This is a genomic window from Paenarthrobacter aurescens, from assembly GCF_025421775.1.
GTDB classification, from domain to species: Bacteria; Actinomycetota; Actinomycetes; order Actinomycetales; family Micrococcaceae; genus Arthrobacter; species Arthrobacter aurescens_B.
Genome location: NZ_JAOEFX010000007.1, coordinates 16,735 through 34,003 on the forward strand (window position 1 = coordinate 16,735; position 17,269 = coordinate 34,003).

18 protein-coding genes and 1 riboswitch are annotated in these 17,269 nt (G+C 63.9%); of the genes, 11 read left to right on the forward strand and 7 right to left on the reverse strand.

What is annotated here, in order from left to right:
• Window positions 1-3 precede the first annotated feature (3 nt).
• Both modA and N7568_RS15300 read right to left on the reverse strand, forming a co-directional pair.
• Window positions 4-798 carry a molybdate ABC transporter substrate-binding protein gene (gene modA, locus N7568_RS15295; protein ID WP_261610652.1) on the reverse strand — a complete coding sequence of 265 codons (795 nt, stop codon included), beginning with the start codon at window positions 796-798 and terminating at the stop codon, window positions 4-6.
• The gene (locus N7568_RS15300; protein WP_261610653.1) at window positions 795-1,205 is read right to left on the reverse strand and encodes a TOBE domain-containing protein; all 411 of its coding nucleotides are present in this window, start codon (window positions 1,203-1,205) and stop codon (window positions 795-797) included. The genes modA and N7568_RS15300 overlap by 4 nt, the downstream gene beginning before the upstream one ends.
• 209 nt (window positions 1,206-1,414) lie before the next feature.
• On the opposite strand from N7568_RS15300, the gene N7568_RS15305 reads away from it, so the two are divergent.
• The 6 genes from N7568_RS15305 to N7568_RS15330 all read left to right on the forward strand — a co-directional run bounded on the left by N7568_RS15305 (window position 1,415) and on the right by N7568_RS15330 (window position 8,399).
• Window positions 1,415-2,590 (forward strand): sensor histidine kinase, encoded by a 1,176-nt coding sequence (locus tag N7568_RS15305; protein ID WP_261610654.1) that lies wholly within the window; start codon window positions 1,415-1,417, stop codon window positions 2,588-2,590.
• Window positions 2,587-3,237 carry a response regulator gene (locus N7568_RS15310; protein ID WP_261610655.1) on the forward strand — a complete coding sequence of 217 codons (651 nt, stop codon included), beginning with the start codon at window positions 2,587-2,589 and terminating at the stop codon, window positions 3,235-3,237. The genes N7568_RS15305 and N7568_RS15310 overlap by 4 nt, the downstream gene beginning before the upstream one ends.
• A 90-nt stretch (window positions 3,238-3,327) precedes the next feature.
• Window positions 3,328-4,206, forward strand: coding sequence for a hypothetical protein (locus tag N7568_RS15315; RefSeq protein WP_261610656.1), 879 nt, complete (start codon window positions 3,328-3,330; stop codon window positions 4,204-4,206).
• Window positions 4,207-4,270: 64 nt separating this feature from the next.
• Window positions 4,271-5,605 (forward strand): FAD-binding oxidoreductase, encoded by a 1,335-nt coding sequence (locus N7568_RS15320; protein ID WP_261610657.1) that lies wholly within the window; start codon window positions 4,271-4,273, stop codon window positions 5,603-5,605.
• 132 nt (window positions 5,606-5,737) lie between these two features.
• Entirely contained in the window at window positions 5,738-6,607 is an 870-nt protein-coding gene (locus N7568_RS15325) for a DUF4031 domain-containing protein (RefSeq protein ID WP_261610658.1), read from the forward strand.
• Between the two features lie 121 nt (window positions 6,608-6,728).
• On the forward strand, window positions 6,729-8,399 hold the full coding sequence (locus N7568_RS15330; protein WP_261610659.1) for a sialidase family protein: 1,671 nt from the start codon (window positions 6,729-6,731) through the stop codon (window positions 8,397-8,399).
• A gap of 12 nt (window positions 8,400-8,411) precedes the next feature.
• Here N7568_RS15330 and N7568_RS15335 read toward each other — a convergent pair whose 3' ends face one another.
• The 3 genes from N7568_RS15335 to N7568_RS15345 all read right to left on the reverse strand — a co-directional run bounded on the left by N7568_RS15335 (window position 8,412) and on the right by N7568_RS15345 (window position 10,293).
• A complete protein-coding gene (locus tag N7568_RS15335; protein WP_261610660.1) occupies window positions 8,412-8,813 on the reverse strand; it encodes a YccF domain-containing protein in 402 nt (133 codons plus the stop codon).
• 70 nt (window positions 8,814-8,883) lie between these two features.
• Window positions 8,884-9,333, reverse strand: a complete 450-nt coding sequence (locus tag N7568_RS15340) for an SRPBCC family protein (RefSeq protein WP_261610661.1) — start codon at window positions 9,331-9,333, stop codon at window positions 8,884-8,886.
• Between the two features lie 354 nt (window positions 9,334-9,687).
• Window positions 9,688-10,293 carry a phosphoribosylanthranilate isomerase gene (locus tag N7568_RS15345; RefSeq protein ID WP_261610662.1) on the reverse strand — a complete coding sequence of 202 codons (606 nt, stop codon included), beginning with the start codon at window positions 10,291-10,293 and terminating at the stop codon, window positions 9,688-9,690.
• A 97-nt stretch (window positions 10,294-10,390) separates the two neighbouring features.
• On the opposite strand from N7568_RS15345, the gene N7568_RS15350 reads away from it, so the two are divergent.
• From N7568_RS15350 to N7568_RS15370, 5 genes are all read left to right on the forward strand, one after another.
• Window positions 10,391-11,017: a HutD/Ves family protein gene (locus N7568_RS15350; RefSeq protein ID WP_261610663.1), complete on the forward strand. Its 627-nt coding sequence runs from the start codon at window positions 10,391-10,393 to the stop codon at window positions 11,015-11,017.
• A 57-nt stretch (window positions 11,018-11,074) separates the two neighbouring features.
• A riboswitch (guanidine-III (ykkC-III) riboswitch) is annotated at window positions 11,075-11,140 on the forward strand.
• 9 nt (window positions 11,141-11,149) lie between these two features.
• Entirely contained in the window at window positions 11,150-11,464 is a 315-nt protein-coding gene (locus N7568_RS15355) for a DMT family transporter (protein WP_089596307.1), read from the forward strand.
• 2 nt (window positions 11,465-11,466) lie between these two features.
• Complete coding sequence (locus N7568_RS15360; RefSeq protein WP_306422955.1) at window positions 11,467-11,841, forward strand: DMT family transporter; 375 nt, start codon at window positions 11,467-11,469, stop codon at window positions 11,839-11,841.
• 210 nt (window positions 11,842-12,051) lie between these two features.
• Window positions 12,052-13,059: an aldo/keto reductase gene (locus N7568_RS15365; protein ID WP_261610664.1), complete on the forward strand. Its 1,008-nt coding sequence runs from the start codon at window positions 12,052-12,054 to the stop codon at window positions 13,057-13,059.
• 9 nt (window positions 13,060-13,068) lie between these two features.
• Window positions 13,069-13,719: an MBL fold metallo-hydrolase gene (locus tag N7568_RS15370; protein WP_261610665.1), complete on the forward strand. Its 651-nt coding sequence runs from the start codon at window positions 13,069-13,071 to the stop codon at window positions 13,717-13,719.
• Between the two features lie 6 nt (window positions 13,720-13,725).
• On the opposite strand, the gene N7568_RS15375 is transcribed toward N7568_RS15370, so the two are convergent.
• Together N7568_RS15375 and N7568_RS15380 are read right to left on the reverse strand one after the other, a co-directional pair.
• On the reverse strand, window positions 13,726-15,447 hold the full coding sequence (locus N7568_RS15375; protein WP_261610666.1) for a DEAD/DEAH box helicase: 1,722 nt from the start codon (window positions 15,445-15,447) through the stop codon (window positions 13,726-13,728).
• A gap of 363 nt (window positions 15,448-15,810) precedes the next feature.
• Window positions 15,811-17,217 carry an MFS transporter gene (locus tag N7568_RS15380; RefSeq protein ID WP_261610667.1) on the reverse strand — a complete coding sequence of 469 codons (1,407 nt, stop codon included), beginning with the start codon at window positions 17,215-17,217 and terminating at the stop codon, window positions 15,811-15,813.
• Window positions 17,218-17,269: the final 52 nt, after the last annotated feature.

Below are 17,269 nucleotides of genomic sequence, written 5' to 3' on the forward strand. Positions count from 1 at the left end.
TTCCTACGGGGTTCCGAAGCCGGCGTCGCTGAGAACCTTCTTGCCTGCCTCGCCGGTGACCGCCGCGATGAACGCCGCTGCCAGCTCTTTGTTCTTGCCGGTGCCAACAGTGGCAATCGGGTAGGTGTTGACGGCCTTGTCCGATTCCGGGAACGGGATGCCCTTGACCTTGTCCCCGGCTCCCTTGACGTCTGTGACGTACACCAGGCCCGCGTCGGCTTCACCCGAGGTGACCTTGCCCAGCACATCGGTCACGGACGATTCCTCGCTGACAGGACTCAACGGGATTCCGGTGGCCTTCTCAACGGTGTCCGTGGCCGTTCCGCAAGGCACCTGGCTGGCGCAGGTGACCACCTTGACTTCGGGTTTGGCCAAGTCGGCAAAGGAAGAGATCGACGCCGGATTGCTGGGTGGGACGGCAATCTCCAGGACGTTGGTGGCGAAGTCGGTCGCCGTACCATCCACGAGTTTGGCCTCGGCGAGCTTGGTCATGCTCTTGGTGTCGGCTGAGGCGAACACGTCAGCGGGGGCACCTTGGGTGATCTGGGTGACCAGGTCCGAGGAACCCGCAAAGCTCAGCGTCACCTTGGTACCCGGGTTCTTGGCTTCGAAGTCCTTGGCCAGCTGCGTGAACGTGGATTTGAGCGAGGCAGCGGCAAAGACTGTGACAGTTCCGGAGAGCTGCCCTGTGGCACTGCCGTTGGAAGGTTCCGGGGCGCCGGAAGCACAGCCTGCCAGGCTGGCGGCAAGGGCGCCTCCCAGCAACGCGGCGCTGAAGGAAGTACGCAGGATCCTCATATGATGCTCTTTCCCTGCGGAGTTTCGATAATGACGGTGGTGGCTTTGACCACGGCGGTGGCAACAGAACCGAGCTCGAGTCCAAGTTCCCGCACGGCCTCGCTGCTCATGAGGGACACCACCCGGAACGGACCACACTGAAGCTCCACCTGGGCCATGACCTTGTCCGTAGTGATCCCTGTAACCAGGCCGACGAACCGGTTGCGGGCCGAACTGCCCGGACGGGAGGGATCGTCCGGGAGGTGCGACTGGTCGCGGGCAAGCGTTGCGAGTTCCAGTCCGTCCACGGCGAGACGTCCAGCCGGGTCCTTCTGGGCGGTCAGCGTTCCGTTCTCCGTCCAGCGCCTCACGGTGTCATCGCTGACACCCAGGAAACGCGCGGCTTCGGAGATTCGTATTTGCGGCATGGAATGAGTTTAGTTCCGCATTTGAGGATTAAGCGATTCACATCATCCGCAAACGAAATATGACCAACGGTTCTTGCCGTGCGCGACTCAGTGCGCGGCCGCCGTCGTGAACGCAACCTCAGCACCTCGGATGAACTTGCTCCACCTCCAGGGTGAACCAGGGCCGAAACGGCACCGAAGCCGGAGTCCGACACCCTAGTGTTGAGGTCATGCCCACTCGAATCCAGGCTCTCCGCCCCGCCGCAGCGCCGATCGTTGCCGCTGCCATGCTCCTGGCGTTGATGATCCTTGACGAACGCGGCTTCGATGCTGCGAGCGCCGTGCTGTTGGCGCTGACGGCAGCGGTGGCTGCAGCGGAGCTGATCCCGGTTCCGGCGTTCATCTTCGCGTTCGCAGCCTTGGGACTCCAAGCATTCGGCATCTTCCCGAGCGTGATGGTCACCGGCGCAACCCAGTTCGTCATGCTTCCTGTTCTTGTCTTCTTCGCAACCCTGGGCTGGAGGGAACCACAACGGTGGCCGCTACCCGTCGCCGCTGTTGCCGCCGCCGGGATGGTTGCTGTGAACTGGTTCGCTGACACCAGCTGGATCAATTTCGTGTTCGGCAAGCAACTCGCCGAAGCGGGTACTTTCCGGATCGCGCTGTACGCCTTCCTGGTTTTTGCCTCCTTTTCGGCACTCACCCTGGCAGGGTGGGCTGCTGCGTCCGCGGTTCGGCAGGCCGCCATCAACCGGCAGGCCAAGGAACAGGCAGAATCGCGCCTCGAATCGACGGCCGGTGCCTTGATCGTTGAGCAGGAGCGCAACAGGATTGCCCGGGAACTGCACGATGTCCTTGCACACTCGCTGGCTGTGATCACGGCACAGGCCGAGGGGATCCGCTACGTCCACAGGACCGAGCCGGAGTCAGTGGAGGAAGCGGCCGGCATCATCGCGTCGTCAGCCAGGAGCGCACTGCAGGAGACGCGGCGGCTGGTGCAGAGCTTCGGCTCCGAGCTCGACGGCCCGGCCCCCGGAACAGCTGACCTGCCGGCCCTCGTGAAAAGGCTTAGCAGCAGCGGCATGCCCGTGGAACTTCACACCGGCGGCCTGGAAGGACTCTCGCCCGTGGAGGATCTCACCGTGTACAGGATTGTGCAGGAGAGCCTCACGAATGCCTTCAATCACGGAGACCGCAGCGCGGGCGCCACCGTGATGGCGGATCGTGACGGCACCGGCCTGCGGCTGACGATCCGCTCAAGGCTGGCCGACGGCGGAACGGGCGTATCGCCGTCGGGAACCGGCCGCGGCATCCCCGGCATGCGTGAACGCGCGACGGCGGCAGGCGGCTACCTGACAACGGTCACCAACGGCCAACTCTTCGAAGTGGAGGCGATCCTGCCATGAGTGCGGCAAAGATCCGTGTAGCGCTGGTGGACGACCAGCCCCTGTTCAGCGCAGGCCTGAAGATGATCCTTCGCAGCCAACCTGACCTGGACCTGGTGGGAGAGGCGACGGACGGCGAGCAGGCTGTTGCCCTCGCGGCGGACGTCGGACCGGACGTGATGCTGATGGATATCCGGATGCCGGTGATGGACGGAATCACCGCCACTCGGCGGATCACGGACAGTCCGGGCGGGACAAAGGTCATTGTGCTCACCACCATCCAGCACGATGAGGCAGTGGTCCGGGCCATTCAAGCCGGTGCCGGCGGGTTCCTGACCAAGGATGCAACACCGGAATTCCTGCTGGCAGCCATCCGGACCGTCCATTCGGGCCACGCGGTCATGGCACCGTCGGTCACAAATGAACTGCTTCGCGACTACACCACCCCTTCGGCCGCCAATTCGTCCGTCCTGGAGCCGCTGTCCGCCCGCGAGCGCGATGTGTTCATGCTGGCAGCCAAGGGCCTCGCCAACGGGGAGATTGCTGCGTCGCTGATGCTCAGTGACGCCACCGTCAAGACCCACATCGGCAGCATTCTTTCCAAGCTCACGCTCAAGAACCGTATTCAACTGGTGGCATTTGCCTACCAGAACAGGCTGCTCGGTTAGCTCAATCTGCCCTACAGAACGCCCCGGGACTACTGGGGCTGGCCACCGCATTGCCAAAAACAGACGATAATTCGTCACGAAGGAGAAACAGTGAAGAAGAAGACTATTGGGGCACTGATTCTTGCCGCCGGTGCAGCCGCCTCGTTGGCCGCCGCTGCCACACCTGGAGTTTCCTCCATCCTGACCAAGCCTGCCGAGCGTCCGGTCTCCGGCATCACCGCTGCCGCTGAGCAGTTCGCGTCCGAGGATGCGACGGCACAAAGAGGCGTGGCGGAAGCCGTCCGGCAGTGCATGGCGAAAGCCGGTTATGACTACACCCCCGTCCCATCAGGACAGCAGTCAGTGGATCTCAAACACCACATCGGTTTCACCACTCTTACCGTTGATACTGCCCGCGCGTCCGGCTACGCCTCTTTCAAGCCCCAGGGGCCCGGTGAGCCGGCCACGAACTCCGAACTGGGAAGGCTCTTTGCCGATCCTGCCTTCCAGACAGCATTGAACGGAGGCGGGCCCTCGGAGCAAAATGTGGTCCAGTCTTCGGAAGGGACAGGCATGCAGTGGGGAGGGTGCACGGCCGAGGCCATTACAGCCATCTATGGCAATGCCAATGACTACATGCGGGCCACCGGCTTGGCGTTAAACTCGTTGATGGTTGCCACGAATGCTGCGGCTGTGGACCTCGACATCTCAACCGCTGTGGAGGCTTGGAAAAACTGCATGTCCACCACGGCCTTCCCTTACAGCCTCCCGGGTGAGGCTGCTTCGGCCGGGATGGATGCCGGGGGCCAGAAGGAGCTCAAGATCGCCGTCACCGATGCCACTTGCCGCGCGGACACCAACTTCGATGCCAAGCTCACCACTGTCCTGGATAAATACCTGACCACACGGATGAAGGAACTTGAGCCCGAGGTGGCTGCAGTGCGCCAGATTCGCAGCGATGCTTCGGCCCGGGCAAAGGCGTTGCTCTAGCCCCAAAGGACCCGCCGCCGTACCCTGTTCTAGGGAGAGAGTCTTAGGCGCGAAGGAGCGTCCCATGGAATGGATTCGTCCGGACAACCCGAACTATGACGAGGCCCGGAAACTCTTCAATGCGATGATCGACCGCAGGCCGGCAGTCATCGCCAAATGCTCTGATCCCGGCGAGGTGGCTGAGGCCCTCCGCTACGCACACAACCATAATCTGGACGTGGCGGTGAGGTCTGGCGGGCATTCGGTAGCCGGCATGTCCACCAACGACGACGGGCTGGTGGTGGATGTCCGGCCCATGAAATCGATCAGTGTGGACCCCTTGGCGAAGACTGCCACCGCCGGCGCCGGACTTACCTGGGGCGAGTTCGACCACGCCACCCAACAGCACGGCCTGGCGGTCACTGGTGGCCGTGCTTCCACCACAGGCGTCTCCGGATTCACGTTGGGCGGCGGCTCGGGATGGCTGGAGCGTTCGTACGGATTCGCGTGCGACAACCTGCTCTCCGTGGACCTGGTCACCGCATCCGGCGATCGTGTGACCGCAAGCGCCGGCGAAAACCCGGAGCTGTTTTGGGCACTCCATGGCGGCGGCGGGAACTTCGGAGTGGCCACGTCCTTGACCTTCAAACTGCACGATCTTGGGCCCACCGTCATGGCTGGCCTCATGCTGTTTCCCGGTGAGGATGCCACGGATTTGTCCCGGGCCTACCGACAGCTTGCCCTTGACGCGCCCGACGCCGTAGGGACAGCACTCGTGTACCTCACCGCTCCACCGGAAGAGTTCGTCCCGGAAGACATGGTAGGCAAACTCGCCGTCGGCATGGCCTACATCCATGCCGGCGATGTGGAGGCCGGTGAAAAGCACGCGAAGCCGTTCCGCGATCTTGGCCCCGCTGTGGACCTGGTTTCTCCCATGGGCTACGCGGACTTCCAGTGCATGATCGACGACCCTCCGGACCACTACAACTACTGGAGCGCGGACTATCACAACGAACTCTCTGACGACGCCCTGGACGTTCTGGTGGACTCTGCCCAACGCCTTCCGGGACCGAGCTCCCAGCAATTGGTGGCACGTTGGGGCGGAGCAGTGGCTGGGCCTGCTGCGGCTGAGACGCCCCTGCAACACCGCGGTGCTGCATGGGTCAGCCACCCCTTCGGTTTGTCGGAAACACGCGAGGGCGGTCAAGAGGCCAAAGCGTGGGTCAAGCAGTTCCGGCAGGACATCGCTCCCCACACCACGGGCGGAGTGTGGTTGAACTTCATCGGCGACGAGGGCCAGGACCGGATCATGGCGGCCTACGGCGAGCAAAACTACCGGCGGCTGTCCTTGGTGAAGCGCGAGTTCGATCCCGACAACGTGTTCCGGGGCAACCAGAACATCCTGCCGGCGGAGCACTGACTCTCCCACGCTCCTTCCCAGTTGCCGCGGACAGCACGGGCAGTGAAGCCCGGGTTCCCGGGGCGGCAGCACGGCGGTAGACGCCCCGATAGCCGGCAACTGGGAAGGATCGCACGGGACTACACTTTGGCCATGGCCATCTACATCGATCCCCCTTTATGGCCAGCACATGGCACCGTGTTTTCGCACCTTGTTTCGGACGCATCGCTGGATGAGCTCCACGCCTTCGCGGCCGCTGCCGGAGTTCCGGAGAGGGCCTTCGACGGTGACCACTACGACGTCCCCGAACGGCGCTACGACGACCTTGTCCTTGCCGGCGCCATCCCTGTGGAGGCCCGCATCCTGGTCCGCAAGCTCATCGCCAGCGGCCTCCGCATCCCGGCGCGTGAACGGAGCAAGGCTTTGACGGTCCCCTTGATGGAGCGTTGGAACAGTACCTTCCCGGGCCACGAGGAACTGGGCCTTGAGCTGCTGGAGCGGTGGGGCGAGGATGGCCGAAAGTACCACAGCCGCACGCACCTCCTGGCGGTACTTGAGGCCCTGGACATCCTGACTGAACCGGCCCTGCCCGCACGGACCGTGTCCCTGGCAGCATGGTTCCACGATGCCGTCTATGAAGGCGTGGCCGGTCAGGACGAGGAAGACTCAGCACTCTTGGCCGGGGAGCGGTTGACGGCCGCTGGTCTTGGCGCTGCCGATGTGGCCGAGGTAGCGCGGCTCGTCCGGCTTACTTCCACCCACTCGCCCGAAACGGGTGACCACGCCGGCGCCCTCCTCTGCGACGCGGACCTCTCCGTGCTCGGGGGCGACGAACAGTCCTACGCACGGTATCTGGCCGCCGTCCGCGAAGACTATGCCCACGTCAGTGACGACGACTTCGCGAAGGGGCGCGCCGCCGTCGTGCGTCATCTTCTGGGACTGGACCCGCTATTCCATGGCGAACGCGCCAAGGCGCTCTGGCTCGACGCCGCCCGCCGGAACCTCGCCGGCGAACTCGCGTGAGTGATTCCCTGGCAGACCCGGGTGCGGCGCAACGGCAGCTTCCGTACTCGGTGCGATTCGAATGGGGCTCGACGGCGCCCGAGGGTATCGGCGCGTACAAGGTCCGGGCTAGCATAGAGGTGTGACCTCCTACCTCTCGGTTTCCGCCCGCCCTGAAACACCCCAGGCCCGTCCCGATGTTGAACATGTCCTGGCTGTCCGTGGCGTGGGCGGCTACCGTCAGTACCGCATTCCAGCCCTTGCCATCAGCACGCGGGGTACGGTGTTGGCCGCCTACGACGGCCGCCCCAACCTCGACGACCTGCCCAATCCCATCGACCTCCTCCTGCGTCGCAGCTACGACAACGGGGTCACTTGGGAGCCGCAGCAGCTTATCCGCACGGGTTCCGGGCTGCACGGTTTCGGTGATCCGAGCCTGCTGGTGGACGCCGAGACCGGCCGCATCTTCATGTTCCACGCCGCCGGGACGCATGCAGGCTTCTTCGAGGCCGTGGCTGGTTTGGAGCCGGATGACGACGTGCAGCATGCGGACGTCAGCTTCTCAGACGACGACGGCGACACCTGGCAGCACCGTCGGCTTACCGCGCAGCTCAAGGGGCGGGGAATGACAGGTCTTTTCGCTGCGGCAGGACAAGGAATTCAGATTCACGCAGGGGCTTATAAGGGCAGGTTGGTGCAGCAGTACGTGGTGTTGGTGGACGGTTCCATCATGGCCGCATCTGCGTTCAGCGACGACCAGGGCGAAACGTGGGCCTTGGGTGGGTTGATTGGTCCGGGTCCCTCAGGGATCGGGCCCAATGAAAACAAAGTCGTGTGCCTGGACGATGGCCGGCTGCTCCTGCATTCACGGGCAACGCCGTGCCGATTGTCCGCTGTGTCCGAGGACGGCGGGCTTTCATGGAGTCCCTTGCAGGCTGTTCCAGAGTTGCCGGACCCCAGCGACAACGGTTCCTTGGCGCGCTTCGACGGTCTCCCAGGTGTGGCTGCGTTTGCCACGCCGGAGACTTCATCCTGGCTGCTCGCGAGCAACAACCACGACCCGCATCTGCGTCGCAACACCGTCCTGAGCCTCTCCCCCGACAACGGCGCCACATGGCCCGCAAAGCTGTTGCTCTGCGGCGGTAGTTCGGCGTACTCGACGGTGACGCGGCTCCCTGACGGGAACATCGGGGTTCTCTATGAACGGCAGGGGTACCGGGAGATCGTGTTCGCATCGATCCCGGCCGAGCAGCTGACGGGGCAGCTATCCGCTGCTCCGCACCCAGTTTCGGATGCCTTGGAACCAGATGGCTTGGCGTTCGACATGGAACTGCGGTCCATCACCCCAGGCAGGCCCGCCGTCTGGCAGAACGCCGGCGACTTCCACGTGATCCCCTCCACAAGCGACGGCGAATGGGATGTACAGACCTGGAAGGAAATCGGCCAAGGCTACGCCGGGGACCAGGTTCTTGGCACGCGGGAGGCGCAGGACCTCAACTACGGCCCCATCGTCCCAGGCTACAAAGCCGGGGACATCCTCGCCTTCACCGGACGCGTCCGCAACGGAGGCACTAAGCCGGCTGCCGGCGTCGTACTTCTGGGACCGCACGACAACGCCGGTGAGTTCCCGCCCGCGGACCTGCTGCCCGGCGATCACGCTCTCTACTTCACGCCCACGTACACCGTCACCGAGACGGATCTGACCCTAAAAACGCTGGACCTCGTTTTCACGGCAGAGGCCGACGGCGGGACGGTGCGTCTGGAGCGGACGTTCCGTTTCGATCTGCGCACCGGGGCAGCTGCCGCTTCCTGACGCGAGTGCTTCCTAGCGGTAGGTGCTGACGAACGGCTGGTTGGTGGGCACAATCTGTTTGCCCAGCGGCATCAGCGATACCGGGATCAGCTTGAGGTTGGCGATGGCCAGCGGGATTCCAATGATGGTGATGGCCATGGCAATCGCAGTGACCACGTGACCGATGGCGATCCAAATGCCCGCCACCAACAGCCAAATCACGTTACCGAGGAGCGCGAACACCCCGGCTCCGCCCGGCTTCTCAACCACCATTTGGCCGAAGGGCCACAGACAGTAGGCGCCGATCCGGAACGATGCGATGCCCCACGGGATGGTCACGATGAGCACGCAGCAAATGATGCCCGCTGCGAAGTAGCCCAAGGCCAGCCAGAACCCACCGAAGACAAGCCAGATGATGTTAAGGAGCGTTTTCATACTCTTCATTGTCCCTTGTTGGCCTGACAAAAAGCCTAGGGGTCTGCCCTGAATCTTCCCTGACTTGTGCTCAGGCCAGCAGCTCGTCCAGCTTGTCGAAGGACGTGCCCCAGCCGTCGCGGGTCATCTCAACCCAGTCTTCGGAAGCGAAGGGGCTTTGGGTCAGGTGCATCCTGGTGCGGCCGTTGAGGTCCTCGAATTCGAGACGCATCTCTTCGAAGTCGTGATCGGCGTCAGGGGCTGCTTTCGCCGTTGAGACCAGGAGCGCGGGTGCGTCCAGCTCCTTGATGACGGCCTCGATGGGGGCTTCCTGCCGGCCATTCTCGTCCGTCCACACCATGGTTACTTCCCATACGCCGCCAACTTTGGGATCAATGACGATCTGTTCGCGGGGAGCATCAACGTCAACAGGCCCGAACCACTGCGACAGCAGGTCCGGGTTCATCCAGGCTTCAAAAACCTTCTCGCGGGGAGCATCGAACTCGCGGGTCATGGTCAGGGTGTACTGTTCCGTGCTCATTGCGTGACTCCTGGTTTCCGTGGCTTCGATGGGTTTCAGTGGTGGGCCTGCTGTTGGAGCGATTGTATGGTGTGCCCCCGACAACTCCGACCCTCTCTCACCAAATCACCCAATTCCCCAACCCTCTCTCACCAAATCACCCAATTCCCCCAACCCCCTCTCACCAAATCACGCAATTCCCCCAACCCTCTCTCACCACCGGAAGACCGTGGCGTGCGAGAGGATCGCCCAAAGAGGGGCGAAAGGTGAGAGAGAATCGCCCAAAGAGGAGCGAAAGGTGAGAGAGGATCGCCCAAAGAGGGGCGAAAGGTGAGAGAGGATCGCCCAAAGAGGAGCGAAAGGTGAGAGAGCGTCCTAGGGGCCGGGAGTTTTGACGGCGTCGACGAAAGCGCGGATCTTGGCCAGATCCTTCACGCCCCGCGATGCCTCGACGCCCGAGGAAACGTCCACTCCCCAAGCTCCGGCAGCAGCGGCAGCGAAGGCTACGTTTCCGGGTTCAAGTCCGCCGGCCAGGAGCCACTCCCTGCCGTCGAGCCCCTTGGCCCGGACGGATGCGTAGTCCCAAGACTCCCCCGATCCCGGCACGGCGGCATCAATCAGGAACACTTCTTCGCCCAGATCAGCGAACTCGTCCTGGGAGGCACCCATGGTGACGGCCCTGATGAGCCGCATCCCGGCGTCGTGCACTGTTTTGACGTCTTCGACAGTCCGATGGCCGTGCAGCTGAACCCACGTGAGTCCGGCTGCCCTCGCTGTAGCAACGGCGTCGCCGGCGGCCTCGTGCCGAAAGACCCCCACTGCATGAACACCGTCAGGCACCAGCGGCAAGAGTATACGGACCTGGTCCGGGCTGACTTCGCGCGGGCTGGTGGTGAGCACGAAACCGACGGCGTCTGCACCGGCGTCGACGGCTTCACGGACGGATTCCGGCGTGCTCAAGCCGCACACTTTGACGAACATTCCCGCGCCTCCAGCCAAACTCGCAACGTTTTCCACATATGACGTTAGCAAGCCACAATGCCAACGCAGAACCGATGTCCACCACTAGGCTGGTCGGATGGAGATCATCCGCTTTGCCGACATCCATCCCGAACCGTGGCGCAACGGGGGCGGGGTGACCCGTGAACTCGCCAGCCACCCGAAGGCCGCATCAGCCCAGGACGGGGCATGGGATTGGCGCGTCAGCATCGCCGACGTCTCCAAAGCCGGAGATTTCTCTGTCTTCCCGGGCATGGAGCGCGTGATCACCATCATCGAGGGCGAGTTGCTGCTGCTCACGGTAGACGGATCCGAGCACCCGCTGGAGAAGTACCGTCCGTTCCGTTTCTCGGGCGAAGCCGCTTCATCGGCCACCCTTCCCACTGGCGACATCCGTGACTTGAACGTCATCGCACGCACAGGCGCTTTCAAGGGCTACACCTCCATTGTGGAGATCTCCAAGAAGCGCGCCCACCCGGTGTTCGAAGGACAGCTTGCCATCCTGCTTGAGGGCAAGGCGACCGTGGCACCCGGCGCCGCACCGGACGAAGAATCCGACGGCGACGCCCCGGCAACCAGCGCGGCCGAACCTGTCGAGCTTTCACGGTACGACGCCGTAGTCGGCTCCGATACCCGGAGTCCGGAGATCTCGGGCCGCGGATTCATCGCTGTCATCTCGATCGACCACGTGGAGGCCCACGCCTGAGGTGGTGACGTTAACCACCAGAGGTGGCCACCCCGCGCGGGAGTTGCTAGCCTGAAGTGAAGGTTCCGCTCTGGAACCTCCGGACGACGGTTCAGTACCCGGAATGCGACAAGACTGGCCAAAGGAAATGTCATGTCGTGGATAATTCTCATTCTTTCCGGAGCACTCGAGGCCGTCTGGGCCGCAGCGCTCCACCGGTCCAAGGGCTTCCGTAAACCCGTCCCCACAGTCGTCTTCCTGGTGTCCGTTGTTGCCAGCATGGCCGGACTCGCCATCGCGATGCAGTCCATCCCCACAGGCACGGCTTATGCAGTGTGGGTTGGCGTCGGTGTTGTACTGACCGCAACGTACGCGATGGTCACCAAGGTTGAACGTGCGACGACGGCCAGGCTGCTCCTGCTTGCTGGAATCGGCGCGTGTGTGGTCGGCCTGAAGGTGGTGGCATAGCCATGACTGCTAAGACAAAGAACACCGGCAACGGAATCTCCTGGGCAATCCTCTTGGCATCGGCACTGCTCGAAGCCGTGTGGGCCACCGCTTTGGGGCTCTCCAATGGCTTCACGCAGCTCACGCCTACCTTGGTCTTCATCGTCACGGCCGTACTGAGCATGATCGGGCTGGGTATCGCAGTGAAGCGCATTCCCCTCGGCACCGCTTACGCCGTATGGGTGGGTATCGGTGCGGCGCTGACCGTTGGCTGGGCCATGATCACAGGCGTTGAATCCGCGAGCCCGCTGAAGCTGCTCTTCATCGCGGGAATCGTGGGCTGTGCTGCCGGTCTGAAGGCGCTGCCCGCCGACAAGCCTGTAGCCAAGACCAAGTAGCGAACACTCCGCCGCGGGCGCTGGTCCATTTCGATGGCCCGCTGCGCACTAGACGTCTCCTACCATCGAATGCGCAGCCAGCCATCGAATCGGGCAGGTCAAAACCGCACACTCACTCCAAGTCGGGGCCCCAGCAGGAATACCCGCCGCGGTTACAGAGTTCACGCCACAAAGGGCCCTCTGGAACACCTACGCGCATTGGAGAAGTTCATGACTGCAGTTCAACTCGGCGATGGCCTCAAGGTAAGCCCCCTCGGTTTCGGCGGGATGGCGCTGACCCCGGTGTATGGCGGAATCGATCCTGAAGAAGGGCTCAACACGTTGAGGCACGCGGTCGACGCGGGTGTCACGTTCATCGACACCGCCGATGTGTATGGTGCCGGGAGCAACGAGGAACTCGTGGGCAGGCTCCTGAAGGAGCGCCGCGACGAGATCCAAGTGGCCACCAAGTTTGGAATTGAGGGCAACCCCGCGGACGGGTACACGGGAGTCCGCGGGGATGCGCCCTACGTCAGGCAAGCGGCGGAAGCGAGCCTCCGCCGCCTGGACACTGACGTGATTGACCTCTACTACCTGCACCGCCGGGACCTCCGCGTTCCGATAGTGGAAACCGTGGAGGCCATGGCGGAGCTGGTCCGTGAGGGCAAGGTTCGGCACCTCGGACTGTCCGAAGTGACAGCCGGGGAGCTCAGGCAGGCCAATGCCGTGCATCCCATTGCCGCGGTCCAGAGTGAATGGTCAATCTGGAGCAGGGATGTTGAACTCAACGTTGTTCCTGCAGCCAAGGAGCTTGGCGTTGGGTTCGTGCCGTATTCGCCGCTGGGCCGTGGGTTCCTCACGGGAACCGTCAGCGCGGGCGACCTTGGCAAGAACGACTTCCGCCATAAGATCCCCCGTTTTGGCGACGAGGCACTTGATGCAAACCAGGCCGTTGTGGCCGCGGTTCGCGAGGTTGCCAGCGGGCTGGATGCAACTCCGGCCCAGGTAGCCCTGGCTTGGCTGTTCACCCAAGGTCAGCGCCTTGGGATTTCTGTGGTTCCCATCCCCGGTACGCGCAAAACGCACCGGATCGACGAGAACCTGGGGGCACTGTCCCTGCAACTGGGGACAGCACAACTTGAGGTGCTCGACCAAGCTGCGGCCGCCGTCGTGGGTTCACGCTCTGCCGACCCCAACTGGGTGTCGCAGGGCCGCGAAGCCAACCCGGCAACTGCATAGACTGAAGCGATGGATTCGCTTATTCACTCATTGCGTGACGTCACTATCCGCAGCATCTCGGTCAGCGAGATGAACAACAACGTGTACCTGTTGACCTCAAAGTCCACGGGTGCGCAGCTGTTGATCGATGCCGCCGACGACCTTCCGGCCATCCAGCAGCTGCTCGAGGACAGTGCCGCTGACACGGCCACGAAGCCGGAACTGGTCAGGATCGCTACAACCCACCAGCACTGGGACCACGTCCGGGCATTGCCGGAACTGGTCGCCGCTACCGGAGCCAGCACTTCCGCAGGAGCGGACGACGCCGATGCGTTGCCGGTTCCGGTGGATGTGCGGCTTGGTCAGGGCGACGTTGAGCGGTTTGACGACATCGAGATCAGGGCAATCCACCTGCGTGGACACACCCCGGGCTCGATTGCCTTCGTGTACCAGGATCCGGACGGGCCGGCCCACATTTTCAGTGGAGACTCATTGTTTCCGGGAGGCGTCGGCAACACACAGAAAGATCCTGCACGCTTCACTTCACTGTTGAACGACGTGTCGGAACGACTGTTCGACGCTTATCCGGATGAAACCCTGGTGCACCCTGGCCATGGATTGCCCACGACACTCGGCGCCGAGCGGCCACACCTGGAGGAGTGGCGCGCCCGAGGCTGGTGAGTGGCGTTAGCGGCCGCGACGCTCGTTGGACGCGGGAGCCGATGCACGACGGGGACCGCTGCGTGCCGGACGACCTGCGCCGGAGCCACCGCGACCGGAGTTACCGGAGGCACCCGAACCGTAGGATCCACCGGACGTAGCGCCCGTGGCGGAAGACCAAACGGCTTTGTTTCCGCCCGTGCGGGTGCTGGTTGTGGACGCCGTGCGCGGAGCCGAAGCTGAGCGCTGGCCGGTAGCCGGACGTCCGCTGCGGCCGTTCTGGCCCTGCGAGCCGGGAACGTCGTTACGGTGAGTGGAAGCTGCCTTGCCGCGACCGCGTGAGCTGCGGGCGACGTCGTCGTTCGCTGCTGCACGGCGATCCGCGCGGTTGGTGTCCGTACGAACCGGCTCAGCCCCAACCTTGCCGCGTCCGTTGCGACCGCCACGGCCACCAGCGGTGGGAGCAGCCTGCGTGGAACGGCGTGCGCGCTTGCGCTGCGCGTTGGCACCGGTGGACGTGCCGCCACCCTGCGGGGCTTTCGCCGCGAGGAGTGCAGCGCGGGTGCGGGGATCAACCTTGTCCGCGATGTCTCCCACGAGCTCGGCAACCAACGGGGAGTTGGCCGTGACGCGCTCGAAGTTCACGTCAACGCCGGCAGCCTTCATGAGCTTCTTGACGTCACTCTGCTGCTCGGGGAGCGTCAGGGTAACCACGGTGCCATCGGAACCTGCGCGGGCCGTACGGCCTGAGCGGTGCAGGTATGCCTTGTGCTCTGTGGGCGGGTCCACGTGGATGACGAGTTCGACGTCGTCCACGTGTACGCCGCGGGCTGCGACGTCGGTGGCCACCAGGACGCGGACGTCACCGTTGGAGAACTCGGCAAGGTTGCGGTCGCGGGCGTTCTGCGACAGGTTGCCGTGAAGGTCGACAGCGGGGATGCCGGCGTCGGTCAGCGTCTTGGCAAGCTTGCGGGCGTGGTGCTTGGTCCGCATGAAGAGGACGCGGCGGCCGGCGCCGGAGGCCAGTTCAACGATGAGCTGCTTCTTGACGGTCTGGTCGTTGACCACCAGGACGTGGTGTTCCATGGTGGTGACAGCGGCCTGGGGATCGTCCACGGAGTGCGTCAGCGGGTTGGACAGGTAACGGTTGACCAGCTTGTCAACACCGTTGTCCAGCGTCGCGGAGAAGAGCAGGCGCTGACCCTGGGTGGGGGTCATGTCCATGAGCTTCTTGACGACCGGGAGGAAGCCGAGGTCGGCCATGTGGTCTGCCTCGTCCAGCACGGTGACCTCAACGGCTTCGAGGGTCAGGATGCGCTGGCGGATCAGGTCTTCGAGACGGCCCGGGCAGGCGATGACGATGTCGACGCCGGCGCGCAGCGCCTTTTCCTGGCGTGCCTGGGAGATGCCACCGTAGATGACCGTGGTGTTCAGGCCCATGGCCTTGGCCAGCGGCTCGATGGTGGCGTTGATCTGGGTTGCCAGTTCACGCGTCGGTGCAAGGACGAGACCCATGGGGCGTCCCGGCTTGCGGAAGTGCTTGGCTTCGCGCTCGGCCAGGCGGGCCACGAGCGGGATGGCGAAAGCGATGGTCTTGCCGGAGCCGGTGCGGCCACGGCCCAGGACGTCGCGGCCTGCGAGGGTGTCCGGGAGGGTCTTCACCTGGATGGGGAATGCCTCTTCGATGCCATCTGCGGCGAGGGATTCAGCAATGGGCTTGGGCGTGCCAAGGGCAGCAAAAGTAGTCATAAACTTCATGTCTTTCGGGCGGTGTCCAAGTGCGGACATCGGCCCCCGACGCCGGTTGGGCCAGGGGTTCGCCGAGGAAAAGTCAGGTGATCTACCGGTTCGCTGCAACAGCGGTGGCCGGGACCAAATAGAACGCGTTCATCGACGCAGGATGTGCCTCTCACATGAAAAATGCCCCGTCGCGCAGCCTTCAGGCCACCTGCTTCAGGGCGTCACCGCACATCAAGTGTTCCCAGTCTAGCAGTGTTTCTTCGGTTGACCCGCATCGGGGCAGGTCAGGCCCCGTCCCACCCTGCGGTGCGGGCACCCCAGCAGGTAGCAGATCAGGTCGCTCCCAGCGTTGGGAACGACCTGATCTGCTCCCTACTTGGGCTGGGTGAGTGAGAGTTCGGGTTCGGCGTTCGAGGCGTCGGATTCGGATGCGGCAGCCCGGGCGGCGACCCTCGGCGCAATCAGAACCCCGACGACGGCGATCACTGCCGTCAGCGCGAAGACCCCCGCAAACGAGTTCGTCGTCGTAAATGCCGCGAAGACGAGTCCCGTGGCAGCCAGGGACAGTGCGCCACCAAGGGAATCGGAGATGGACATGGCGGCGCTGTTGAAGCCCTGGTTTTCCTCTGTGGAGAGTGCCAACGTCATGACCGAGAGCCGCGGGTACATGAGTCCCATCCCGCCACCGGCAAGGATCCAGCCGGCAATGGCCACGGCTGCGGGCAGGGCGAACGCTGCGGTCACCAAGGTGGAGATCACGGCTATCAGTACCAGAAGAGCGCCGATCTTCACTGCGAGATCGTCGGCAAGCTTGGCACCCAGCCGCCCCTGGATCGCAGACGCTCCCGCCCACGCCAGCGCAGCGCCGGTCAGTGTCAGTCCGGCGAACGTGGGCGTGAACGCGTAGCGCTCCGTCAGCAGGTATGGCAGGTACACCTCGGCACCAAAGAAGGCAGCCGACGCCAGCCCGCGCACCAGGATCACGCTGGGAAGGCCGCGGCGTGCGGTCAGGGTCCCCCGCGGAACCAGCGGGCGCATCGCCACCAAAGCAAGGACAAGCGCGACGACGGCAATCACCCCGCCCACGCCCGGCACCTCTGCGGACAGGTTCAGTCCCAGGACGGCAACGGCCGCGAGGGCTGCCCATCCCATCCGCCCGAAAGCCCAAGGAACGGGTTCGGCAGCGGGTTCGGAGTTCATCCCACGCACAGCCGGCACCACCATCAGCAAGGCCGGAAGAACCAGCCCCACCACTCCAAGGAACACCCAATGCCAACTGCTCAATTGGGCCACGACGCCTGCGGCGAAAGGGCCAACCAACGACGGCACTACCCAGGATGCAGCGAAGGCGGCGAAGATCTTGGGGTGCAGCGCCGGCGGGTACACACGGGCCACAAGCACGTAGAGGGCAACAGTCATCGCGCCGCCGCCAAGCCCCTGCACCAACCGTCCGAGCACCAGCATTTCCATGGTGCCTGCGGTACCGGCGATCAGCAGGCCAACGACGAACAGCGCCACCGAGGAGTACAGTGGCGCCGCCGGACCACGGCGATCGGACCAGTTGCCGGCCGCCACCATGCCCATCACGCCCGTTGCGAGCGGGCCCGCGAAGGCCAGCGCGTAGAGGCTGGCGCCGTCCAGATCGCGGCTCACGAGCGGCATGATGGTGGTCACCGCGAGGGACTCGAACGCGCTGAGGAATACGAGCGCGCAAGCCCCCACGGTGGCGAGCAAGTATGGGCGGCTCAGTATCCCGGCCGTTGAGGTGTCAGAGGTCATGGACGCTACCCTAGAACCTCAACTAATGTTGAGGTCAATCAGCCACTCCCGC

What these genes read in the sequence shown, in the direction of transcription:
- modA (WP_261610652.1), bottom strand. Translation starts at nt 798, where the DNA reads ATGAGGATCCTGCGTACTTCCTTCAGCGCCGCGTTGCTGGGAGGCGCC.
- N7568_RS15300 (WP_261610653.1), bottom strand. Translation starts at nt 1,205, where the DNA reads ATGCCGCAAATACGAATCTCCGAAGCCGCGCGTTTCCTGGGTGTCAGC.
- N7568_RS15305 (WP_261610654.1), top strand. Translation starts at nt 1,415, where the DNA reads ATGCCCACTCGAATCCAGGCTCTCCGCCCCGCCGCAGCGCCGATCGTT.
- N7568_RS15310 (WP_261610655.1), top strand. Translation starts at nt 2,587, where the DNA reads ATGAGTGCGGCAAAGATCCGTGTAGCGCTGGTGGACGACCAGCCCCTG.
- N7568_RS15320 (WP_261610657.1), top strand. Translation starts at nt 4,271, where the DNA reads ATGGAATGGATTCGTCCGGACAACCCGAACTATGACGAGGCCCGGAAA.
- N7568_RS15325 (WP_261610658.1), top strand. Translation starts at nt 5,738, where the DNA reads ATGGCCATCTACATCGATCCCCCTTTATGGCCAGCACATGGCACCGTG.
- N7568_RS15335 (WP_261610660.1), bottom strand. Translation starts at nt 8,813, where the DNA reads ATGAAAACGCTCCTTAACATCATCTGGCTTGTCTTCGGTGGGTTCTGG.
- N7568_RS15340 (WP_261610661.1), bottom strand. Translation starts at nt 9,333, where the DNA reads ATGAGCACGGAACAGTACACCCTGACCATGACCCGCGAGTTCGATGCT.
- N7568_RS15345 (WP_261610662.1), bottom strand. Translation starts at nt 10,293, where the DNA reads ATGTTCGTCAAAGTGTGCGGCTTGAGCACGCCGGAATCCGTCCGTGAA.
- N7568_RS15350 (WP_261610663.1), top strand. Translation starts at nt 10,391, where the DNA reads ATGGAGATCATCCGCTTTGCCGACATCCATCCCGAACCGTGGCGCAAC.
- N7568_RS15355 (WP_089596307.1), top strand. Translation starts at nt 11,150, where the DNA reads ATGTCGTGGATAATTCTCATTCTTTCCGGAGCACTCGAGGCCGTCTGG.
- N7568_RS15360 (WP_306422955.1), top strand. Translation starts at nt 11,467, where the DNA reads ATGACTGCTAAGACAAAGAACACCGGCAACGGAATCTCCTGGGCAATC.
- N7568_RS15365 (WP_261610664.1), top strand. Translation starts at nt 12,052, where the DNA reads ATGACTGCAGTTCAACTCGGCGATGGCCTCAAGGTAAGCCCCCTCGGT.
- N7568_RS15370 (WP_261610665.1), top strand. Translation starts at nt 13,069, where the DNA reads ATGGATTCGCTTATTCACTCATTGCGTGACGTCACTATCCGCAGCATC.
- N7568_RS15375 (WP_261610666.1), bottom strand. Translation starts at nt 15,447, where the DNA reads ATGACTACTTTTGCTGCCCTTGGCACGCCCAAGCCCATTGCTGAATCC.
- N7568_RS15380 (WP_261610667.1), bottom strand. Translation starts at nt 17,217, where the DNA reads ATGACCTCTGACACCTCAACGGCCGGGATACTGAGCCGCCCATACTTG.